Origin of the sequence: Ruegeria sp. HKCCSP346 (assembly GCF_017872595.1) — a bacterium.
Lineage (GTDB): Bacteria > Pseudomonadota > Alphaproteobacteria > Rhodobacterales > Rhodobacteraceae > Ruegeria.
The window spans coordinates 13,869-34,686 of the sequence record NZ_JAEDOT010000006.1; the positions used below are offsets into that span (position 1 = coordinate 13,869).

Genomic DNA, 20,818 nt, shown 5'->3' on the forward strand with positions numbered 1-20,818 from the left:
GGTTCAAACCGCACTTCAAAACAGGTATGAAGAGGCCATGTTCGGAGCGTTAGGAAAACTGGTCGAGCACCAGATCAAGAAAGCCCAGACCGAGGGTCAGTTGCAGGGCCTCGAGGGCGAAGGCGAACCGCTGCCTGACCGGTCATCCGAGGCATTGAGCGATCCGGCCACCGCCGCCGGCCATCGGATCATGGCGCAGGCAGGCGTGTTGCCGGAAGAATTCGACATCAAAAAACAGCTCGACACAGCGCGGCAGGATTATGCGACCCTGACGGACCCCGCCGAGCGCAAAGCCGCAATGGCCCGTATCGCCGATCTGGAAATGCGCTACAACATGGCCCGCGACGCACGGCAAGCCTTCATGCGGTGATCATTTGAACACGGGCTTGCGGCCCTGCATCTGCGCCATGACAACTTCCATCTGGTCGGGTTTGCCAATCAGTTCCACCTGCTCAGCAGATTCCGCCATCAAAACGTCTGCGCGGGGCTGAGTTTCGGCAACCTCGATCAGACGCTTGGCGGCACGGATGGCCGAAGGGCTTTGGCCCGCGATGTTTTCGGCTAGGGCCAACGCTTCGGTCAACGGATCGTCGGACAATTGCGTCACAAGGCCCCACTCCGCCGCCTGCGGCGCACCGATCGGGCGGGCCGTATAGGTCAGCAGCCGCAGCACGTCCGACCGGACCAGCCGAGGCAACAGAACCATGCCGCCCATATCGGGAATGATGCCCCATTTCATCTCCATCACGGCCAGTTTCGCTTCGGGATGCGCGATACGGATATCCGCGCCCAGCGAGATTTGCAGGCCACCGCCATAAGCCGCGCCCTGAATTGCGCAGATCACCGGAACCGGAACGCGACGCCAGATCAGCGCCAGCTCCTGCATCTCGTTGGCGTCTTCATGGCTGCGAGTCATCAGCCATTCCGTGGGGTCCATATGGGCCATCTTGGCAAAGCTTGCCATGTCGAGCCCGGCGCAAAAGCTTTTGCCTTCGCCGGACAGGACCACGGCACGGGCATCCGACGCGGCGACCTCTTGCCCGGCGGACAAAAGTGCCTTGATCATTGCATCATCCAGCGCATTCATCTTGTCGCCTCGGGTCAGAGTGACATGGGCAACGTGGTCTTGATAGGCAACGGATACGCGTGACATGGAGGACCTCCGGAAATTCAATCGTGACAAACATGCCCGGACAGACTGCGGAATACCACTGCGACGTCAGGGCATGTCGCTGACAGGCATTCGCCCGAACCACGGGGAATCGAGCGTCATGACATAGAACTGATCCCCCGCAATCTTACCGCCGGTCGTGATGCCCAAGCGGCCTTGCGGGTCCTGTAGCGTGCGCAGGATCGTACCATCGCCATCAAACTGCACCATCATGCCGCGATGGATCGGCGCGGGGCGCACTGCCGGACCCAATCGCCAGATCACCTTGCGCAGGAACGGGTACGGCATCAGCGCTTCGGACGGGACACGCGGGCTGGCGAAGGCCATCCAATAGGTGCCGTCGCCCTGAGCCTCGAGGTTGTCGGGATAGCCGGGCAGGTTTTCCAGCAGGATCTCTTGCCGCCCTGCATTTGGTCCGGTCAGCCACAGCTTGTGCACGCGCGCGCGACCTGTTTCCGCGATCAGCAGAAAATCCTCGTCAGGTGAAAGCGCGACACCGTTGGTATAGACAAAGCCCTCGGCGATTTTCTCGGTGCGGCCGTCGGGTGTGCGACGCGCGACGTAACCCGTATCGGACTGTTCCCAGATGGTGAGGACAGAGGTCGGTTTGGTCCCGCCCATGGTTTCAGGATCGAAGCGGTCAGATGAATTCGAGAAGTAGATCGTGCCATCCCGCGCCACATCCAGCTGGTTGGCGTAGATCACCGGGGCGCCGTTGATGTCGCCCACCAGCGTGTCCAATGTGCCCGGACCGGTCCAACGCATCACCCCCCGATAGCTGTCAGCGATGTAAAGCGCGCCATCCGGTCCGGCCTTGAGGCCCAGCGGACGCCCGCCAAGTTGGTCAACCTCGACCGGTTCCGCCCCGTCGATGCGGTAGAGAGTGCCGGACAGGCTGGTTGTGTAGATCGTGCCATCTGGCATGAAAGCGATGTCTTCAGGGCCAATCTCTGCACCCGGCAGGCGAATCAGCTGCGCGACGCCCAGCGCGTTGTTCTCTGCGAAATCACCTGTGAAACCGGCATCTACCGGCATTTCGACGGCGACAGGTTTTACCGGGACCGGCCAGATCAGAAGATAGGCGAGCCCCAGGAGAAAAACGATCGAGAGAATGCGCATCTGCGCTCCTTTATTCATACTTCTATTCCAGCGCGCCCAACGCCTGTGCGCGCTTGCTCATTGATCGGGCTTGGGGTTATCTGCGGACATGACCGGACCTCGATACACCCCGCTTGCCCAATCCCTGCCCGCCACCGTGCCCTTTGTCGGCCCGGAAACGCAAGAGCGCCAGCGCGGCGCGTCCTTTGTGGCCCGACTGGGCGCCAATGAGAGCATTTTCGGCCCCTCGCCCCGCGCGACCCAGGCCATGGCGCAAGCCGCGTCAGAGATCTGGATGTACGGCGACCCCGAAAACCATGACCTGCGCCATGCTTTGGCCGACCATCACGGCGTATCGCCGGAAAATATCGTCGTGGGCGAAGGTATTGACGGGCTGCTGGGCTATCTGGTGCGGCTGATCGTCGGGCCCGGGGATGCGGTTGTCACCTCGGACGGGGCCTATCCGACCTTCAATTATCATGTGGCCGGGTTCGGCGGCATTCTTCACAAAGTGCCGTATTCAGGTGATTACGAGGACCCATCGGCGCTGTTTGCCAAGGCGGCGGAGGTTGGTGCCAAGCTGGTCTATCTGGCCAATCCGGACAATCCGATGGCCAGCTGGCATTCCGGCGCGGACATCGTGGCCGCCATGGATGCCTTGCCTGATGGCTGCCTGCTGGTTCTGGATGAGGCCTATGTGGAATGTGCGCCCGAGGGGACGGCGGCACCTGTGAGTGTAGATGATCCGCGCGTAATCCGGATGCGAACCTTTTCGAAGGTCTATGGCATGGCGGGTGCGCGGGTTGGCTATGCCATGGGCACGCCGGATCTGATCGCGGCCTTTCACAAGGTGCGCAACCATTTCGGTATGAACCGCGCCGCGCAGGCCGGTGCTTTGGCGGCTTTGCAGGATGGCGCGTGGCTGGAGCATGTTCAGGCGCAGATCGAACAGGCACGCGCGCGGATCGGTACGATTGCCCGGGAAAACGGATTGGCGGCCCTGCCTTCGGCCACCAATTTCGTGGCGATTGACTGCGGGCGCGACGGGGATTTTGCCAAGGCCGTGCTGGACGCCCTGGTGGCGCAGGGGATTTTTGTCCGAATGCCGTTCGCGGCACCGCAGAACAGGTGCATTCGGGTAAGCTGTGGCCCGGCGTCTGATCTGGACGCGTTTGCCGCCGCGATGCCCAAGGCGCTCACGGTCGCGCGGGTGCGCTGATTGATCCCTTTGCGCCCGGTCGGACAGCAAAAGGGGGGCTGTCTGCCCCCCATCGCGCCACGGCGCGATCCCCCCCTAGGATATTTTTGGCCAGATGAAGAAGCGGATCGGGCGGAGATGCCCGTAGGGTGTCAGGCCGCCAGCACGGCGGCGGCGGCTTCAAGGGCCCCCTTGCCACGCGATATGTCAAGTGAAGCCATGCCCGTTTCCACGCCGCCCAGAATCGCCATGACCATCTGCCCGTTGATATGCCCCATATGCCCGAGGCGAAAACAGCTGTCGTAGTCCTCCATCCCAAGACCAATGCCCAGCGTCAGGCCCAGCTGATGTTCAGTGAACGCGCGCAGGGCCGTGCCGCGACCTTCTGTCAATCGCAAGGCCGTGACGGCGTGACTGCGGTGGGCGCGATCGGCAACGTTCAGATGCAGCGCGCCGCCTTCGGCCCATGTTTCGCAGGCCGCCCAGATGGCAGTGGCCAGACGTTCATGGCGGGCCCAGACCTGTTCGATCCCCTCTGCATGGATCAGATCAAGCGCGGCGCGCAGGCCATAGAGGTGGTGCGTGGGCGCGGTGCCGTTGAAATACTGATAGAACAGGTCTGGATCGGCGCGCGGCTGCCAATCCCAATATTGCGAAACGCGCGGCATGGTGGCCCGTTTGGCTTGCGCTTTTTCGTTGAAGAAAACAAAGCCGATGCCCGCCGGGGTCATCAGGCCTTTTTGGCAAGCGGCAACTGTGACATCGACGCCCCAGCCATCCATCTCGAACCTGTCACAGCCAAGTGAGGCAATGCAGTCTGCCATCAGCAGCGCCGGGTGTTGCAGGTCGTCCAGAAGCCTGCGCAGCGCCGGGATGTCGTTCCGGATCGAACTGGATGTATCCACGTGGACCGCCAGAACCGCCTTGATCTGGTGGTTTCGATCCGCACGCAATGCGTCTGCGATCCGGTCAAAATCCCAGGTTGACGAGGTGCCGAAATCGATCAGTTGAACCTTTGCCCCGATGCCTTCGGCCATCTCGGCCCAGCCATGGGTGAACCGGCCCGAGGCAGGAGCTAGAACGGTTTCGCCTGGGGCGATCACGTTGGACAGAGCGGCCTCCCAGGTGCCGTGACCATTGGCGATATAGATGGCAACGTTGTGATTTGTGCGGGCAACCCGGCACAGATCGCGCGTCAGGCCGGGCATCATATCAATAAGTTCGCCATCATAGATGTTAGGCGACGGACGGTGCATGGCTTGCAATACCGCGTCCGGCATGACCGAAGGGCCCGGAATGGCCAAATATGTCCGCCCCTGGGAAAGGGAAACTGTCTGTGTCATGGGGTCAACCTGTATGAATTGACGCCCACATTACCGAGGGGTCGCGCGGCGTCAATCCGCCAGCTTCGACGCCTCGCGCGCAAGTGTCTCGATCCCGGCCCAGTCGCCGTTTTCGACCAGTTGCTTTGGTGCGACCCAGCTTCCGCCAGCGCAGATCACGTTGGGCAATGACAGGTAGTCGCGGGCGTTGGCGGGGGACACGCCCCCGGTCGGGCAAAAGCTGATCTGGGGGAGCGGCGCGCCGATTGCCTTGAGCGCGGGCGCGCCGCCCGAGGCCTCGGCCGGGAAGAATTTCAACATGTCATAGCCTTTTTCCAGCAACGCCATAGCCTCGCTTGCCGTCGCGGCGCCGGGCAACAGCGGCAGGTCTTCGGCTTCGCAGGCCGCGATCAGGGCATCCGTGGCACCGGGGGAAACGCCGAACTGCGCGCCCGCCTTTTTGGCGGCGCAGACGTCTTCGGGTGTGACCAGCGTACCTGCGCCGACCACGCCGCCCGGCACCTTGGCCATCGCGCGGATCGCGTCGAGCGCGGCGGGCGTGCGCAAGGTGACCTCAAGCGCGGGCAAGCCGCCGGCGACCAATGCCTCGGCCAGCGGGCGGGCCTGCGCGACATCATCGACAACCAGAACCGGAACAATGGGTGCCATAGCGCAGATTTCGCGGGTGCGTTGGGATTTGGACATGAGGTTAAACTCCGAAAACGCTGGCACCGGTGTCGGCCGAGCCGACATTCTGGCGGAACGCACCAAAAAGATCGCGCCCAGCGCCGTGTTGATTGGCGGACAGGTCGGCGGTCGCGGGGGACCGGTCCAGAACGCCTGCGGTGAGGATTTCCAGATCACCCCTGACCGCGTCGACGCGCAGGACGTCACCGTCCTGAAGGTATGCAATGGGGCCGCGGTCGAGCGCCTCGGGGACAACATGGATGGCGGCGGGTACTTTGCCGGAAGCGCCAGACATGCGGCCATCGGTGACCAGAGCCACTTTCTGGCCCCGGCCCTGCAGGATCGACAGCATGGGCGTCAGCGAGTGCAGTTCCGGCATCCCGTTGGCCTTGGGGCCCTGAAACCGGACCACGACGATAACGTCATCTGTGAACTCTCCGGCTTTGAAGGCGGCTTTCACCTCATCCTGATCGTGGAACACCCGCACGGGTGCTTCGACGACCTGATGTTCCGGCGCTACGGCTGATACTTTCATAACCCCAGTGCCCAGATTGCCGGTCAGGCGCGACAGGCCCCCGGTGGGTTGGAACGGGTCATTGGCTGGGCGCAGGATCTTTTCGTTCAGGCTGTGTCCCGAACCATCCTGCCAGATCAACTCGCCATCGATCAGTTTGGGTTCCTTGGTATAGTTGTGCAGCCCCTGACCTGCGACGGTCAGCGTGTCCGGGTGCAGCAAGCCTTGTTCAAGCAGAGTACCGATCGTGTACCCAAGGCCGCCGGCCGCGTGGTAATGGTTCACATCCGCCAGGCCGTTGGGATAGACCCGCGCGACCAGCGGCACCACAGCGGAAATATCGGAAAAATCCTGCCAGTCCAGCACGATACCACCAGCGCGCGCCATGGCGATCAGGTGGATCAGCAGATTGGTTGAACCACCGGTTGCCATCAGACCGACGATGCCATTGACGAAAGCGCGCTCGTCCAGAACCTGACAGACCGGAGTGTAGCTGTTGCCCAACGCGCTGAGCGACAGGGCACGGCGCGCGCCTTCCTCGGTCAGGGCGTCACGCAACGGGGTATTCGGATTGACGAAGCTGGAGCCCGGCAGGTGCAGCCCCATAAACTCCATCAGCATCTGGTTGGTATTGGCGGTGCCATAAAAGGTACAGGTACCGGGGCCGTGATAGGCCGCCATTTCAGCCTTCATCAGCTCTTCGCGGCCCACTTCCCCGGCGGCGAATTTCTGTCGGACCTTGGCTTTTTCGTCGTTCGGCAAGCCGCTGGTCATCGGGCCTGCGGGCAGGAATACGGCAGGCAGATGGCCAAAGGCCTGCGCGCCGATGATCAAGCCGGGCACAATCTTGTCGCACACCCCAAGAAAAACAGCCGCGTCATAGGTGTTGTGGCTAAGCGCCACACCGGTTGCCAACGCGATGACGTCGCGTGAGAACAGCGACAGCTCCATCCCCGCTTCGCCCTGGGTGACACCGTCGCACATGGCTGGCACACCGCCTGCCACCTGTGCCGTTCCGCCGGCGGCACGGATCGCATCGCGGATCAGGGCGGGATAGCGTTCAAACGGCTGATGAGCCGAAAGCATGTCATTATAGGCGGTGACAATACCCAGATTGCCCGCAGTGCCGGTGGCCATCGATTGCTGATCCTCGCCCGCGCCCGCATAGGCATGGGCCTGACCGCTACAGGACAGATGCGCACGGGCAGGACCCTTGGATCTGGCTTGCTCCATCCGTTCAAGATGTGGGCCGCGCAGATCGGCGCTGCGGTCGATGATCCGTTTGGTGACATCGGAAATGACTGAGTGAACCATGATTACCCTCCGATCTGACGCCAGCGGCGCCCATCGCGATGCATCAGCATCAATGCTTCTTCGGGGCCTGAACTGCCCTGATCGTACCGGGACGGGCGGTCTCCGCGCTGCTCCCAGCCCTGAATGATGGGATCGACCCAGGCCCAGGCGGCCTCGGCCTCGTCCCCACGCATGAACAGTGTCTGATCGCCACGGATGACATCCATGATCAGCCGCTCATAAGCGTCGGGGGCTTGCGCTTCGGCCCCAAGCGCATCGGCAAAGCTCATGTCCAGCGCAACATCCGACAGCCGGAAGCCCCCCGGTCCCGGATCCTTGATCGTGGTGCGCAGGGTGATGCCTTCGTCAGGTTGCAACCGGATCACCAGAACGTTTCCGTGCAGAGGGCCGACATTGGGAAAAATCGTGTGCGGCGGATCGCGGAAGAACACCGCAATTTCGGATTCCCGCGCGCGCAGACGCTTGCCAGTACGCAGATAGAACGGCACACCTGCCCAACGCCAGTTGCCGATATGAACCTTGAGGGCGATGAAGCTTTCGCTTCGGCTGGCGGGGTTGCCGACATGATCGACATAACCGCCCACGCCCTTATCGGCCCGATACTGACCGCGCGCGATGTCAGACTGGGCCACGGGCTCGAGCGCTTCGATCACCTTGACCTTTTCATCGCGCACCGCGTTGGGCGAGAATTTCGAAGGCGGTTCCATTGCGGTCAGACACAGCAACTGCACCAGATGGTTCTGGACCATGTCCCGCATTGCGCCGGACTGATCGTAATAGGCCCCGCGCCCTTCGACGCTTACGGTCTCGGCCACCGTGATCTGCACGTGGTCGATATGGGTCGAATTCCAGAGCGGTTCGAACAGCGAGTTGGCAAAGCGCAGCGCCATCAGATTCTGCACGGTCTCTTTGCCCAGATAATGGTCGATCCGGTAAATCTGATGTTCTTCGAAACAGGCACGCAAGCCTTCGTTCAGCGCCTTCGCCGAGGCAAGGTCGTGCCCAAATGGTTTTTCGACGACAATGCGGCTGTCCGGTGTCGCAAGACCGGTGTCATGCAGCCGCTGCGCGATACCCGAAAAAAGGCTTGGACCAACGGACAAATAAAAGGCCCGCACGACGTCTTCGCGCATCCGTTCTTTCAGGTCGGACCACCCGGCCTCGCCCAGCGCATCCACGGGCACATATTCGACATGGGCAAGGAACCGATCCATTGTTTCCCGGGAAAAACCGGGCGCGAACTGTTCCATCGATTTTCGGACCTGATCGCGAAACCCGTCATTGTCGATATCAGAGCGTGCCGTACCGATGATCCGCGCGCCGTCGGGCATTTGGCCGACCTCGAAGCGATGGTACAGGCCCGGCAGGATTTTACGCTGCGCCAGATCGCCGGTCGCACCGAAGAGTACCAGATCAAATGGCTCTACCGGAATTACGCGTGAAACCATCACAGGCTCCTTCTGAATTTGCCGATATCAGCTTAGCACGGCGTGATACCCCGCAAAACCTGACATGTTATCGCTAACACTGCCTGTCTATTAGAAAGCCGCCCATGAAAAATCAAGCACAGTTTGAAGAAACCGTGCCGTTTAGCGCATCAGGTCTGATGGCGCAGCCAGTCCATGACCGCAGGACGCACCGATTGCTCTCCGCGGTGGCGCGCGTCAGCGATGATTTTGCGAACCTCCGTCAGATTGGACCGCAACAGCAGGCTTTTGACCGGGCCGATCGAGGCAGGCCGCATCGACAGCGTCCGTATCCCCATCGCCGCAAGGCACAAGGCCTCGACCGGGCGGCCTGCATCTTCGCCACAGAAGCTGAGTGGCGTGTCCGAGATATCGCAGCGTTCGACGATGCGTTCCATCAGGCTCAGGAAGCTGACATTCAGCGTGTCATAGCGACGCCGGACCAGTTCGTTTTCACGGTCAGCAGCAAAGAAGAACTGCTTTAGATCGTTCCCGCCAATCGAAATGAAGTCCACTTCGTCAAAGAATTTCTGCGGCGCGAAGGCCAGCGACGGCGTTTCCAGCATCGCGCCAACTTCAAGCATCTCGGGCAGCACATGACCCAACCGTTTTTCCCGCTCGATGGTTTTGTTCACTTCCCAACGGGCTTCGCGATATTCCTCGGCCTGCGCGACAAAAGGGAACATGATGGTCAGCGGTCGACCATTGGCGGCGCGCAGCAGGGCCTGCAACTGCATCCTCATGACGCCGCGCTTGTCCAGACCGACCCGAATGGCGCGCCAGCCCAGCGCCGGGTTTGGTTCCGCCACGTGCTTCATATAGGGCAGAACCTTGTCCGACCCGATGTCGAGTGTCCGGAATACCACCCTTTTGCCACCTGCCGCGTCCAGAACGCGCTGATACTGGCTGACCAGTTCTGACCGTTTCGGCATCTGGTTGCGGATCAGGAATTGCAGTTCAGTGCGGAACAGGCCAACGCCCTCGGCGCCCGAGGTGCCAAGCGATGGCAGATCGGCCATCAGACCTGCATTCATCACAAGGTTAATCCGCGAGCCATCGCGCGTCACGCAGGGTGTTTCGCGGATCGACGCATAACGTTCCTGCGCCTTTGCCTGCATCGCGATCTTGTCGCGGAAGGCACTGACCACACTGTCTTCCGGGCGCAGATGCACAACACCTTGATCACCATCCACCAGAATGTGATCTCCGTTCAGTGCCTCGGTGGTGATCCGGCCCACATGCACGACCAAAGGAATCGCAAGCGCCCGTGCAACAATCGTGGCATGACTGCCGACAGAGCCTTCTTCAAGCACGATCCCCTTCAGCGCCCGTCCGTATTCCAGCAAGTCGCCGGGGCCGATATTGCGCGCGATCAGGATCGGATCGGGTGGCAGATCAGCACTGTCCGTCTTGCCTTGCCCAGTCAGGATGCGCAGCAGGCGATTGCTGAGATCGTCCAGATCCGCAAGACGTTCACGCAAGTACGGATCGGTGACCTGTCCCATGCGCGCACGGGCCTGGGATTGTTCTTTCTCCACTGCGGCTTCGGCGCTGAGACCCAGGGCTATGTCTTCCTCCATCCGCCGCATCCAGCCTTTGGAATTGGCAAACATGCGGTAAGCTTCCAGGACCTTCAGCTGTTCCTTGTCGCCGCCCTGCGAAATTTCGAGCATCTTGTCGACACCGACGCGCAGTTCTTCCACCGCATCGACCAAACGTTCGCGTTCCCGGTGAGGGTCTTCGGCAATGGGGTTGGTAACCACCACGCGGGGTTCGTGCAGCCAGACATGCCCTTCGGCAGACCCTTCCTGCGCCGGGCCGCCGCGCAGCAGAACCGATTGCTGGTGCAGGGGCGACAGGGCCGCGCCTTCGCCGACAAAGGCGCCAAGCTCGGCCATTTCGGCCAGCACCATGGCGACCACTTCCAGTGCATAGACCTCATCTGCGGAAAACTCGCGCGCCTCGCGGGACTGGACGACCAGAACGCCCAGCTTTTCCCCAAGGCGTTGAACCGGCACACCCAGGAACGAGGAGTACCGCTCCTCGCCGGTTTCCGGCATGTAACGGAAGCCCTTGGCCGACGGCGCGTCGGCGGTGTTGACGACCTTGCCGAACTTGGCGACCCGCCCCACAAGACCTTCGCCCATGCGCATCCGGGTTTTATGAACCGCTTCCGGAGACAGCCCCTCGGTCGCGCAAAGTTCCAGCGTGTCCTCATCGCGAAACAGATAGATGGAACACACCTCGGCCCTGATGCTGTCGGCAATCAGGTGCGTGATCCGGTCAAGACGTTCCTGACCGGCGGCTTCGCTCGCCATTTCTTCGCGCAACCGCCGCAGCAGCTTGCGGGATTCTGTTTCCGTGCCGTCCGCCATGGCCCAACCGATTTAGTGTGTCAGGCGATACCTTTGGCCGATAAGCTCAGGCCGCCTTGTCCAGTTCAAAGGCATCATGCAGTGCCTGAACAGCAAGTTCCATGTATTTCCTGTCGACAAGGACGGAAATTTTGATCTCGGAGGTTGTAATGACCTTGATGTTGATCCCCTCATCCGAGAGCACCTTGAACATCTTGGCCGCCACGCCCGATTGCGAGCGCATCCCGATACCCACAACCGAGACCTTGCAGACATCAGTGTCTGCAACCAGTTCGGCATAGTTCAGCTCGCCCTTTTCCTTGATCTCCAGCAGCGCTTTTTCGGCGCGTGCCACCTGATCGGTGGGACAGGAAAAGGTCATGTCCGTACGCCCCTCGTCCGAGATGTTCTGGACGATCATGTCGACGTTCACACCCTCTTCGCTGAGCGCCGAGAAGATTGTCGTGGCGATGCCGGGGCGGTCCGCCACGGAAACAACGGTCATTTTCGCCTCGTCGCGGGAATAGGCCACACCGGCCACAACATTGGATTCCATGATATCCTCCTCGTCGCAGACCAGCGTGCCGGCCTCATCGGATTGTTCTTCAAAACTTGAGAGAACGCGCAGTTTGACTTTGTATCGCATCGCAAGTTCGACCGAGCGGGTTTGCAGCACCTTGGCACCAAGCGACGCCAGTTCCAGCATTTCTTCGAACGAGATGCGGTCCAGCTTGCGTGCCTTTTCGCAGATGCGCGGATCGGTGGTATAGACGCCATCAACGTCCGTATAGATGTCGCAGCGTTCGGCGTCGAAGGCTGCCGCAAAGGCAACCGCCGTGGTATCCGACCCACCCCGACCCAGCGTGGTGATGCGGCCTTCGGGGCTGATCCCTTGGAAGCCTGCAACCACGGCAACGCGCATTCCTTCGCCGAATTTCTGATTCAGGTTCTCGGTCGGGATTTCCTCGATCCGCGCCTGACTGTGCGCGCTGGTGGTCAGCAGCGGCACCTGCCAGCCCTGCCAGCTGCGCGCGGGGATGTCCATTTCCTGCAAGGTCAGCGCCATCAGTCCAGCGGTAACATTCTCGCCCGAGGACACGACCGCGTCGTATTCCCTGGCGTCGAACAGAGGCGACGTTTCGTTCACCCAGCCCACAAGCTCGTTGGTCTTGCCCGACATGGCCGAGACGATGACGATCACGTCATAGCCCTTGGCAACTTCAACGCCGATACGTTTGGCGGCGCGGCGGATGCGGTCCAGATTGGCGACCGATGTGCCGCCGAATTTCATTACGAGTACGGGCATGGGGGCAAAAGTCTCCGCGCCTTGGATTTGACGTTCCGTGCCTCATAAGCGAGGGGCACCGCAAGGGCAAGGGCGCAAAGGAGTTCTGCCTGCGGCGCAGGGCCGCTTTACATTGCACCGGCGCGATGTCAGCCTAAGGATAACAACCAGATCAAGAGGTTCCTCATGTTTCGCCTAGCCCTCGCCTTTGCCCTATTGTCATCGCCTGCACTGGCCCAGGTCGCGAGTGTTGCCGGGACGGACGGCAAGAACGCGTTGGGCACAATTCCCTGCGCTGCAAATGCCGGTGATCCCGTACAAAGCTGCCACGCGGAACTGCGCCGCCATGATGACGGAAACATAACGGTCGCAGTGGCCCTGGGAGGCGGACATGTGCGCAATATCTATTTCAAGGATGGTGTGCCGGAATCCAGCAATTCGACCTCGAAAATCTCACATGAAACGCGAGGCGATATGATGGTGGTCTACATTGAACCTGGTGAGGTCTTCGAAATCCCCAAAGCCGCATTGGCCTCTCAGTAGGCGTGCGGTTGCCCGTCATAGGTTTCAAAACAGCCCGTTGTGCTTAGCGACAAGGCATCAAATCGTTCAATCAGGCCGGACACGGCCTGATCCACATCGATATCCGCCGCTGCACCGCCCATATCCGTCTGAACCCAGCCCGGATGATAGATGCCGACGGCAATCCCGTCATCTTTGAGATCCATCGCCAGATTCCGCCCAAGGTTCAGAGCCGCCGCTTTGGATGAGCGGTAGATATAACTGCCACCCGGCGCAAGTGTGTGCGACGCCATTTTCGACGAAAGGATCGCAACTTTACCGCCCGCGGCGCGCAGGTTGGGCAACAGGGTCTGTATAGTCAGAAAGACCCCCGTGACATTTACCGCAAAGCTTTGCGCCCACATGTCGGCCGGGTAGCCATCGATCGAATGCCCCTTGTCCAGATACACGCCGGCATTGCAGACCAGCAGATCGACAGGCTGGTCTTTCATCTGTTCTGCCATGGCGGATTGCTGCACGGGATCGGACACATCCAGACGCACCTGCATGCTGCCGTCACGCGCCGTCCCAGTGACCTTGTCACCCTGGTTCACGTAATGCTTTGCCAGGGCTTGCCCGATGCCGCGATTGGCGCCGGTGATCATGATGTGCATGATCAATTGGTCTTTCTGCTGGGGACAAACGGCAGCGGAGCCACCGGCACGCCATCTTCGATCAGGGATTTCGCCTCATCCAGCTTGGCTTCTCCGTAGATGGCACGCTCCGGAGCCTCGCCCAGATGAATCTTGCGCGCCTCGCTGGCGAAATCTTTCCCGACATAATCCGAGTTTTCTTCGACATGGCGGCGCATCTCGGCCAAAACCTTCTCGATTTCGGGCGATGGCGTTGCAACGTCGATCTTTTCTTCCGGAGTGGAACGGATTTCACTTTTCTTCCGGGCATTCCGCGCCGGGCGGACGCGAGGCGTCATGACCGCTTTCTCGACCTGCGTGCACCCGCAAACCGCGCAGGTGACCATACCCACAGAGGCCAGCTTGTCATAGGCTTCTGCGGATTGGAACCAACTGTCGAAACTGTGGCCTTCGCTGCATTTCAACGCGTATTGAATCATGTTCAGTCCAAAAAAACGATTGGCGAATAGATACCGATCAAGGTGACAATATCAAGCCTATCAGATGCTACTTCAATGTGAGTACGGCTTAAAGTCGCGCAACAATTCAGCGAGCTCATGAGAATCGACCTTTAGCGCCGCTTTTTTTGGCGAAAACCATTTGCGCCGACGCTCGGTCTTTTCCGGGTATTCCTGCGACACAGCGCTTACATGCACTGGAAAAACATCCACCAGACATAAGGATGGAGGCCGGTTCGAATGATGTTTGTGGTGCAGGAACTGCCCCAGTCGCACCCCGCTGATCCGACCAGATACGCCCGCCTCTTCCCAAGCCTCTTGCAATGCGGTTTCCTGCGGGCTCAGACCGGGGATGAGCCATCCTTTGGGAATGATCCATCGCCGTGCCTTGCGTGTCGCGACCAACAGAATCTTGGGACGGCCGCGCTTGATCCGGAAACACAAAGCCGAGGATTGCCGCAAAACTGGCTGCCTTGCAGCTTTTGGAAGGTCATGAAGCAACAATCGTGCTTTCATCAAGCGACGCTCCCTTTCGGTCGAACGTCAGCCATCCAAATTGGTACGCTCACCCAATCTAGCGGCTGCCACCTGCAATCATACCACATGAAGTATCACACGCCAAGTCACTCACGTCGCCCAGGATATCGCCTACATTCGGGCAGAAAGCCGCCGTGCCAGATCCTCATGGGGGATGTCAGCGTCAATTGCCAACCGGCGCAAACCGAAATGCACGCGCGCTATCTGTTGGTAGTAGCGCGTGTAGACATAATTCGTGCCACCGCCGGCCAATGCCCCCAGCACAGGAACGGACTGGGCTGCAAGCTTTTGCCCCAGTACTATCGAAAAACGCGGCGCAACGGCGGCAATCAGGCGTTGCATGGCCGGTCCGGTCAGGGTCAGCCGGACCGAGAAAAACCCCAGGTCTGCCCCATCATCATGCGACAATGGTCCAGCTGCCGACAAGACGCGAACGCAATCGAACTTTACGTTTTCGGCAGAGGGATCAAACCCCTCGCGCGCGGCGGCCCCTTGAATGGCACGCAGCAGCATCGCGGTTGTCGCGGGCAGCTCCATCAAGGCTGTCGAAACGCCGCCCAGCCCCCCGGCCGCACCCATGGCAGTCGTCAGCGCGGTATTGACCCAGGGCTGTTGATCAGGAACCGCGCGCCGCGAGCCCTCGGCCGCATGCATCGCCAGCCATAACGCCTGCTCGGTTGCGCCTGTCAGGCCATTCCGAACGGGTTCTGGCAATTGCTCCAGCAAAGACTCGGCTGACCCCCCAAGTTTGTTGAGAAGTTTCACGCCGACCCCTCCGGCGGACCGGTAGTGATCCGCCAAACGATCCAGTTCGGCCTCGGTATCCACGTTTTCAACAAGAACAACGTTCTGCATTCACGCCCTCCTGCCTTTCAACATCGGCGTTGCGCAGCATGGTTTCAATAGGTCAGCGGCTCCAACGTGTCACCGCGCCCTGAACCCCGGACCAGGCGCCGGGCACCAGTTCCAGCCCCAAAACCCGGTCAGGGTTGGTGGGCGGAGGCATTTCGACCGCGTGCAATCGCGTGAAACCGAACCGGCTGTAATAGGGCTGATCCCCGACCAGCATGACCCTCTGCCAACCGCGGGTGCGCCCCGCTTCGACTCCTGCATGTATCAGATATCCACCCAGGCCTTCACCTTGGTGGGTGGGGTGCACGGCAACCGGCCCCAGCAGCAGAGCATCATGATCACCAACATGAACAGGCCAGAACCGGATCGCACCGGCCAGAATCCCCTGACCGTCGCGCACGACCAAAGACAAGCCCGCAACCGGCGGTACATCATCACGCAAGCGGTAGGACGACAAAGCCTCGCGACCCGGCGCAAAACACAGGTCATACAGGGCTTCGACCTCCCACCAGTCGTCCGGTTCTTCCGGCCTGATCCCGAATTGCTGCACCCTGCCCTCATTTACTTGCTGGCAATCGCCCTAGCACTTCGCTACGCCTTGGGCAAACGCTTGGAGATCAGATGTTCTACCGCCCCGAAGACGGCCACGGATTGCCGCACAACCCGTTCAACGCCATCATCACGCCGCGCCCGATTGGCTGGATTTCGACTCGGGACGCGGATGGGGTCAACAATCTGGCACCCTATTCCTTCTTTAACGGCGTCGCCTATACGCCACCACAGGTCATGTTTGCCTCGACCGGCACCAAACAGGATCAGAACGCCGGCAAGGACAGCATCGCCAATATCGAGGCCACGGGCGTGTTTTGCGTAAATGTCGTGGCCCAAGCGCATCGGGACGCAATGAATGCAAGTTCGGCCGGGTTGCCGAAAGAAGTTGATGAGTTCTCGCATGCCGGGCTTTCACCCATAGAATGCGAAACCATACCCTGCGCACGGATCGAAGGGGTTCCAGCTGCGCTGGAATGCAAGCTGACCCAGATCGTCACGCTGCCCGGTGAAGCCAATAGGGTGGTGTTTGGCGAAGTGACGGGTGTACACCTGCACGACGATCATATTCGGGATGGCAAGTTTGACGTGACCTCGTTCCAACCTTTGGCGCGGCTTGGGTATCGCGATTACTCTGTCGTTTCCGAGTTGTTCAGCCTTTCGAGACCGGATGACTGATGCCCCTGCCTGACGCTGCGCGCCGATATCCTGTCACTCTGCCTGACGGCACGGAACATAAAGGAACGGCCTTTCTGTCACGAGTTATCAACCACCCCAGAATTCAGGTGGGAGATTACACCTACGCATCAGATTTTGACGAACCCGAGGATTGGGCCAATCGGTTGGCCCCTTACCTGTTCGAGTTCTCGCGCGAAAAGCTGGTTTTGGGAAAGTTTTGCCAAATTGCCCACGGCGTCCGCTTTGTGACAGCCTCGGCAAGTCATGCGATGGATGGGATAACCTGCTTTCCCTTTCCGGTTTTCGATCCGGAACAGATGCTGGAATTCCAGCCGGACGTCCGCGAAACCGTGATCGGCAATGATGTCTGGATCGGCTATGGCGCGCTGATCATGCCAGGAGCCAGTATCGGTGACGGAGCGATAATCGGCGCGGGTTCAGTCGTGCGTGGAACCATCCCGCCGTATGCGATCGTCTCGGGCAATCCTGCCGAAGTACGGCGATACCGGTTTGACGCCGACACAATCGAGCGGTTGCTTGCTTTAAAGTGGTGGGATTGGCCAGCCGAACTGATCGCCGAAGCCGAAAGCGCTCTGCTGACGGGAGATATCGATAAGCTGGAGCGCTTGGACCCTTGAAAAAGGCGGCCTGATTGGCCGCCTTTCGAAGTCAGTGCCCGCCCAGAATACCGGTGCGGACAGAGTAATCTACCGCCAGTTCGTAGTCCGGGTCATCATCACTGTCGACCATGAGGTGTCCGGCTTTGTTCAGCAGTTTGTGACAATCCCGGCTCAGGTGGCGAAGCATGACTCGTTTGCCTGCTGCCTCGTATTTTCCTGCGATATTCTCGATGGCTTGCAGCGCGGACTGATCCACCACGCGGCTTTCGGCGAAATCGATGATGACGGTTTCGGGATCGTTCGGGACGTCGAACAGTTCGATAAAGCCGTCAGAGGACCCAAAGAACAACGGCCCCTGAATTTCATAGACTTTCGCGCCTTTCTCGGTCTCGGAGTCACGCGTGACCGCATGAATGCGCTTGGCATTGTTCCAGGCATAGGCCAGCGCCGAGACGATGACGCCGACCACAACGGCAACGGCCAAGTCCTCCATCACCGTTACGACAGTGACCAGAACGATGACGAACGCATCGGTCATTGGTACTTTGCGCAGAATTTTGAACGAGTTCCACGCAAAGGTGCCGATCACAACCATGAACATCACGCCAACCAGCGCGGCCAGCGGGATTTGTTCGATCAGGGGTGATGCGAACAGGATGAAGACCAGCAGGAAAAGCGCTGCTGCAATTCCGGCAATACGAGTACGCCCGCCGGATTTCACGTTGATCATCGACTGCCCGATCATCGCGCAACCGCCCATGCCGCCGAAAAATCCGGTCACGATATTCGATGCGCCCTGCGCGATGCATTCCTGAGACGCCCCACCACGCTTGCCTGTGATCTCACCCACAAGGTTCAGGGTCAGCAAGGATTCGATCAGGCCGATGGCGGCCAGAATGACTGCATATGGCAGGATGATCTCAAAGGTTTCCCAGTTCAGAGGAACCATTGGAATATGGAAGGAAGGCAGGCCGCCTTCGATCGATGCCAGATCGCCGACGCGCGGCACATCAAGGCCAAAACCGATCACGATTGCCGCGACAACCAGAATACCGGCCAGCGGCGCAGGAATGATGCGTGTAATCCGGGGCATGACCCAGATCACTGCCATTGTCAGCCCGACAAGACCCAACATGGTGTAAAGCTGCATCCCGGACAACCATTCGCCGCCGCCCATGCCATGACCGGTATTTTCCATGGTTCCGGGCACTTTGAACTGCCCCATCTGGGCAAGAAAGATCACGATGGCCAGACCGTTCACAAAGCCCAGCATGACAGGATGCGGCACCAAACGGATGAAGCGCCCCCAATGCATCGCCCCGGCGATGACCTGAAGGATTCCCATAAGAACAACGGTCGCGAACAGGTATTCAACCCCATGCTCGGCCACCAGTGCCACCATGACAACCGCAAGCGCGCCGGTCGCGCCCGAGATCATGCCCGGCCGTCCACCGATCAGTGCGGTGATCAAACCGACCAAAAACGCCGCATAAAGACCGACCAGCGGGTGCACACCCGCCACAAAGGCAAAGGCCACCGCCTCGGGCACCAGTGCAAGAGCAACAGTCAGGCCGGACAGCAGCTCGATCCGCAGGCGTGAGACGGTCAGCCCTTCATCTGGAACCCAGCGCAGATCGGGAATGGCGAGGCGATTGGCAAAGCTTGCCAGCAAGGCTCGGGGCATCAGACAGTCCTATAGGATTATATGTTCGCGCGAAGGCGTCGTTGTAGCTGGCGCGCCGGCATTGAGCTACTGCATAAAACGGGATGCAGCCATGCGTGTGGCGCATACGTGACGCTCGCGGCAAGTTGATTTGCAGAACCATGATGAAGCCACAACATGTGAGGCCATGCGTTGGATCCTCTTCTTACTGTTCCCGGCCCTTCCCGTCCTTGCACAGGATTTGGATGGCAATGACACGGCCGGCAACTGGCGGGTAACGCATCACGAGATTTTCGGCATCTGGAATTCGATCTGTGACGAGCGCGAAGAAGACAACACCCTGCGGCAGCGGTGTTACATCCGACGGGCAGAGGTGTTTTCCTTTCGGCCAAAATTTGCGGCACAGTTCGTTTTCATTACGCCCGAACCTGAAGGTTTCAAAGTTGAATTCGGGATCGAGCCGGGCACTTTCTTCAACCCATCCGGATTTCGCATCGACAACGGCGAAGAAGCCATATGGCGCACGCGGCGCCCCGGATGCCTGACCGGGCTTGGCTGTACCTTCGAAGACCAACGTGCCGAGGCGCTTTTGGACGCCATGCTGACCGGCGATGCGTTCCGCTTTGTGTTTCGAGACCGGCACGGACAATCACAGGATCTGACCTGGTCTCTGGGCATGTTTGGCGCGGTCTGGGATGATTTCACCGTGCAATCGCAGCAGCGCAACCTGTTGACGTTACGGGAATAGGCCTCTTGTCAAATCCGGGCTGAACCCGCACAAATTCAACATCAGATATTCAGGCGGAGCAGGACAGTGACCCAAACCAGAATAGCCGTCATCGGCGGATCGGGCATCTATGACATCGATGGGCTGGAAAACCCGGAATGGGTAGAGGTTGAGACCCCATGGGGAACGCCGTCAGACCAGATCCTGACAGGGTCGCTTGACGGTATCGAAATGGCCTTTCTGCCACGTCATGGGCGCGGTCATGTGCATTCACCCACCGATGTACCTTATCGCGCCAATATCGATGCGCTGAAACGGTTGGGCGTGACGGACGTGATCTCGGTGTCGGCCTGCGGATCGTTCCGCGAACATATGGCACCGGGTGACTTCGTGATTGTCGATCAGTTCATCGATCGCACTTTTGCACGGGACAAAAGCTTTTTCGAAACGGGCTGCGTTGCCCATGTCAGCGTTGCTCACCCCACCTGCCCACGCCTGTCGGACGCATGCGAGACGGCAGGTAAGGCCGCCGGCATCACAATCCACCGGGGCGGCACCTATCTGGCGATGGAGGGCCCCCAGTTTTCAAGCCTTGCGGAATCCAGGATGTATCGCGAGCAATGGGGCTGTGACGTGATCGGCATGACCAACATGCCCGAGGCGAAACTCGCCCGCGAGGCCGAGCTGTGTTACGCGTCGATCGCGATGGTCACCGATTATGACAGCTGGCACCCGGACCATGGCGAGGTGGACGTGACCACGATCATCGCCACCCTGACCGGCAATGCCGAAAAAGGCCGCGCACTGGTCAAGGGCCTGCCGTCCCTTCTGGGGGCCGAACGAACACCCTGCCCGCACGGTTGCGACCGGGCGCTGGAATACGCGATCCTGACCGCACCGGAAAAGCGCGACCCGGCGCTTATGGCCAAGTTGGATGCGGTGGCCGGGCGTGTGATGTAAACGCCCGGTTTTGCTACTGATGGCTGGAAATCGCGCCGAAACCCGGCCTGGCACAGGGTACTGGTAAGGTTTGTTGTCCTGCCGGTTTGTCAGAACGGAACGTTCCCTGGCATTTTTCTTTAAGTGTTTCCTGCGACTTCTTGGGTTTCGAGCGTAATGCGTTTTGCGTATT

At 60.0% G+C, this 20,818-nt stretch carries 21 protein-coding genes; 7 read left to right on the top strand and 14 right to left on the bottom strand.

What is annotated here, in order from left to right; translation table 11 throughout:
• The first annotated feature begins 37 nt into the window (after window positions 1-37).
• Complete coding sequence (locus tag I9185_RS15470) at window positions 38-370, top strand: DUF1992 domain-containing protein (protein ID WP_210093507.1); 333 nt, start codon at window positions 38-40, stop codon at window positions 368-370.
• Here the strand turns inward: I9185_RS15470 and I9185_RS15475 are convergent, their stop codons facing one another.
• Together I9185_RS15475 and I9185_RS15480 are read right to left on the bottom strand one after the other, a co-directional pair.
• Window positions 371-1,153: a crotonase/enoyl-CoA hydratase family protein gene (locus tag I9185_RS15475; protein WP_210093508.1), complete on the bottom strand. Its 783-nt coding sequence runs from the start codon at window positions 1,151-1,153 to the stop codon at window positions 371-373.
• 66 nt (window positions 1,154-1,219) lie between these two features.
• Complete coding sequence (locus I9185_RS15480; RefSeq protein WP_210093509.1) at window positions 1,220-2,290, bottom strand: SMP-30/gluconolactonase/LRE family protein; 1,071 nt, start codon at window positions 2,288-2,290, stop codon at window positions 1,220-1,222.
• A gap of 88 nt (window positions 2,291-2,378) precedes the next feature.
• Between I9185_RS15480 and I9185_RS15485 the strand changes: the two genes are divergently transcribed.
• On the top strand, window positions 2,379-3,488 hold the full coding sequence (locus tag I9185_RS15485; RefSeq protein ID WP_210093510.1) for a pyridoxal phosphate-dependent aminotransferase: 1,110 nt from the start codon (window positions 2,379-2,381) through the stop codon (window positions 3,486-3,488).
• Window positions 3,489-3,619: 131 nt separating this feature from the next.
• Here I9185_RS15485 and I9185_RS15490 read toward each other — a convergent pair whose 3' ends face one another.
• From I9185_RS15490 to I9185_RS15515, 6 genes are all read right to left on the bottom strand, one after another.
• Window positions 3,620-4,810 (bottom strand): aminotransferase class V-fold PLP-dependent enzyme, encoded by a 1,191-nt coding sequence (locus tag I9185_RS15490; RefSeq protein WP_210093511.1) that lies wholly within the window; start codon window positions 4,808-4,810, stop codon window positions 3,620-3,622.
• Between the two features lie 51 nt (window positions 4,811-4,861).
• The gene (locus I9185_RS15495; RefSeq protein WP_171636920.1) at window positions 4,862-5,494 is read right to left on the bottom strand and encodes a bifunctional 4-hydroxy-2-oxoglutarate aldolase/2-dehydro-3-deoxy-phosphogluconate aldolase; all 633 of its coding nucleotides are present in this window, start codon (window positions 5,492-5,494) and stop codon (window positions 4,862-4,864) included.
• 4 nt (window positions 5,495-5,498) lie between these two features.
• Window positions 5,499-7,304 carry a phosphogluconate dehydratase gene (gene edd, locus I9185_RS15500; RefSeq protein WP_216598296.1) on the bottom strand — a complete coding sequence of 602 codons (1,806 nt, stop codon included), beginning with the start codon at window positions 7,302-7,304 and terminating at the stop codon, window positions 5,499-5,501.
• Between the two features lie 2 nt (window positions 7,305-7,306).
• On the bottom strand, window positions 7,307-8,752 hold the full coding sequence (gene zwf, locus I9185_RS15505; protein ID WP_171636918.1) for a glucose-6-phosphate dehydrogenase: 1,446 nt from the start codon (window positions 8,750-8,752) through the stop codon (window positions 7,307-7,309).
• A gap of 149 nt (window positions 8,753-8,901) precedes the next feature.
• On the bottom strand, window positions 8,902-11,145 hold the full coding sequence (gene ptsP / locus I9185_RS15510) for a phosphoenolpyruvate--protein phosphotransferase (protein WP_171636916.1): 2,244 nt from the start codon (window positions 11,143-11,145) through the stop codon (window positions 8,902-8,904).
• A gap of 46 nt (window positions 11,146-11,191) precedes the next feature.
• On the bottom strand, window positions 11,192-12,430 hold the full coding sequence (locus I9185_RS15515) for an aspartate kinase (protein WP_171636914.1): 1,239 nt from the start codon (window positions 12,428-12,430) through the stop codon (window positions 11,192-11,194).
• A 165-nt stretch (window positions 12,431-12,595) separates the two neighbouring features.
• Here I9185_RS15515 and I9185_RS15520 point away from each other — a divergent pair, with 165 nt between their 5' ends.
• Complete coding sequence (locus I9185_RS15520; protein ID WP_171363717.1) at window positions 12,596-12,952, top strand: hypothetical protein; 357 nt, start codon at window positions 12,596-12,598, stop codon at window positions 12,950-12,952.
• Here the strand turns inward: I9185_RS15520 and I9185_RS15525 are convergent.
• The 5 genes from I9185_RS15525 to I9185_RS15545 form a co-directional block, all read right to left on the bottom strand.
• Window positions 12,946-13,584: an SDR family NAD(P)-dependent oxidoreductase gene (locus tag I9185_RS15525; RefSeq protein ID WP_210093512.1), complete on the bottom strand. Its 639-nt coding sequence runs from the start codon at window positions 13,582-13,584 to the stop codon at window positions 12,946-12,948. The two genes, I9185_RS15520 and I9185_RS15525, sit on opposite strands and share 7 nt — an antisense overlap.
• Window positions 13,585-13,586: 2 nt before the next feature.
• Window positions 13,587-14,042: a DUF1178 family protein gene (locus I9185_RS15530; protein WP_171330180.1), complete on the bottom strand. Its 456-nt coding sequence runs from the start codon at window positions 14,040-14,042 to the stop codon at window positions 13,587-13,589.
• Window positions 14,043-14,114: 72 nt separating this feature from the next.
• Window positions 14,115-14,576, bottom strand: a complete 462-nt coding sequence (locus tag I9185_RS15535; RefSeq protein ID WP_210093513.1) for an NUDIX hydrolase — start codon at window positions 14,574-14,576, stop codon at window positions 14,115-14,117.
• Window positions 14,577-14,708: 132 nt separating this feature from the next.
• Window positions 14,709-15,452 (bottom strand): EcsC family protein, encoded by a 744-nt coding sequence (locus I9185_RS15540; RefSeq protein ID WP_171724418.1) that lies wholly within the window; start codon window positions 15,450-15,452, stop codon window positions 14,709-14,711.
• A gap of 52 nt (window positions 15,453-15,504) precedes the next feature.
• Window positions 15,505-15,999: an N-acetyltransferase gene (locus tag I9185_RS15545; RefSeq protein WP_171636909.1), complete on the bottom strand. Its 495-nt coding sequence runs from the start codon at window positions 15,997-15,999 to the stop codon at window positions 15,505-15,507.
• 71 nt (window positions 16,000-16,070) lie between these two features.
• Here I9185_RS15545 and I9185_RS15550 point away from each other — a divergent pair, with 71 nt between their 5' ends.
• Window positions 16,071-16,676 (top strand): flavin reductase family protein, encoded by a 606-nt coding sequence (locus tag I9185_RS15550; protein ID WP_171636908.1) that lies wholly within the window; start codon window positions 16,071-16,073, stop codon window positions 16,674-16,676.
• Entirely contained in the window at window positions 16,676-17,314 is a 639-nt protein-coding gene (locus I9185_RS15555) for a CatB-related O-acetyltransferase (RefSeq protein WP_210093514.1), read from the top strand. Before I9185_RS15550 ends, I9185_RS15555 begins: the two co-directional genes overlap by 1 nt.
• A gap of 31 nt (window positions 17,315-17,345) precedes the next feature.
• On the opposite strand, the gene I9185_RS15560 is transcribed toward I9185_RS15555, so the two are convergent.
• Window positions 17,346-18,980: a SulP family inorganic anion transporter gene (locus I9185_RS15560; protein WP_209834978.1), complete on the bottom strand. Its 1,635-nt coding sequence runs from the start codon at window positions 18,978-18,980 to the stop codon at window positions 17,346-17,348.
• Window positions 18,981-19,146: 166 nt separating this feature from the next.
• Here I9185_RS15560 and I9185_RS15565 point away from each other — a divergent pair, with 166 nt between their 5' ends.
• Together I9185_RS15565 and I9185_RS15570 are read left to right on the top strand one after the other, a co-directional pair.
• On the top strand, window positions 19,147-19,707 hold the full coding sequence (locus I9185_RS15565; protein WP_210093515.1) for a hypothetical protein: 561 nt from the start codon (window positions 19,147-19,149) through the stop codon (window positions 19,705-19,707).
• A 66-nt stretch (window positions 19,708-19,773) separates the two neighbouring features.
• A complete protein-coding gene (locus tag I9185_RS15570) occupies window positions 19,774-20,646 on the top strand; it encodes an S-methyl-5'-thioadenosine phosphorylase (RefSeq protein ID WP_171636900.1) in 873 nt (290 codons plus the stop codon).
• The last annotated feature ends 172 nt before the right edge of the window (window positions 20,647-20,818 follow it).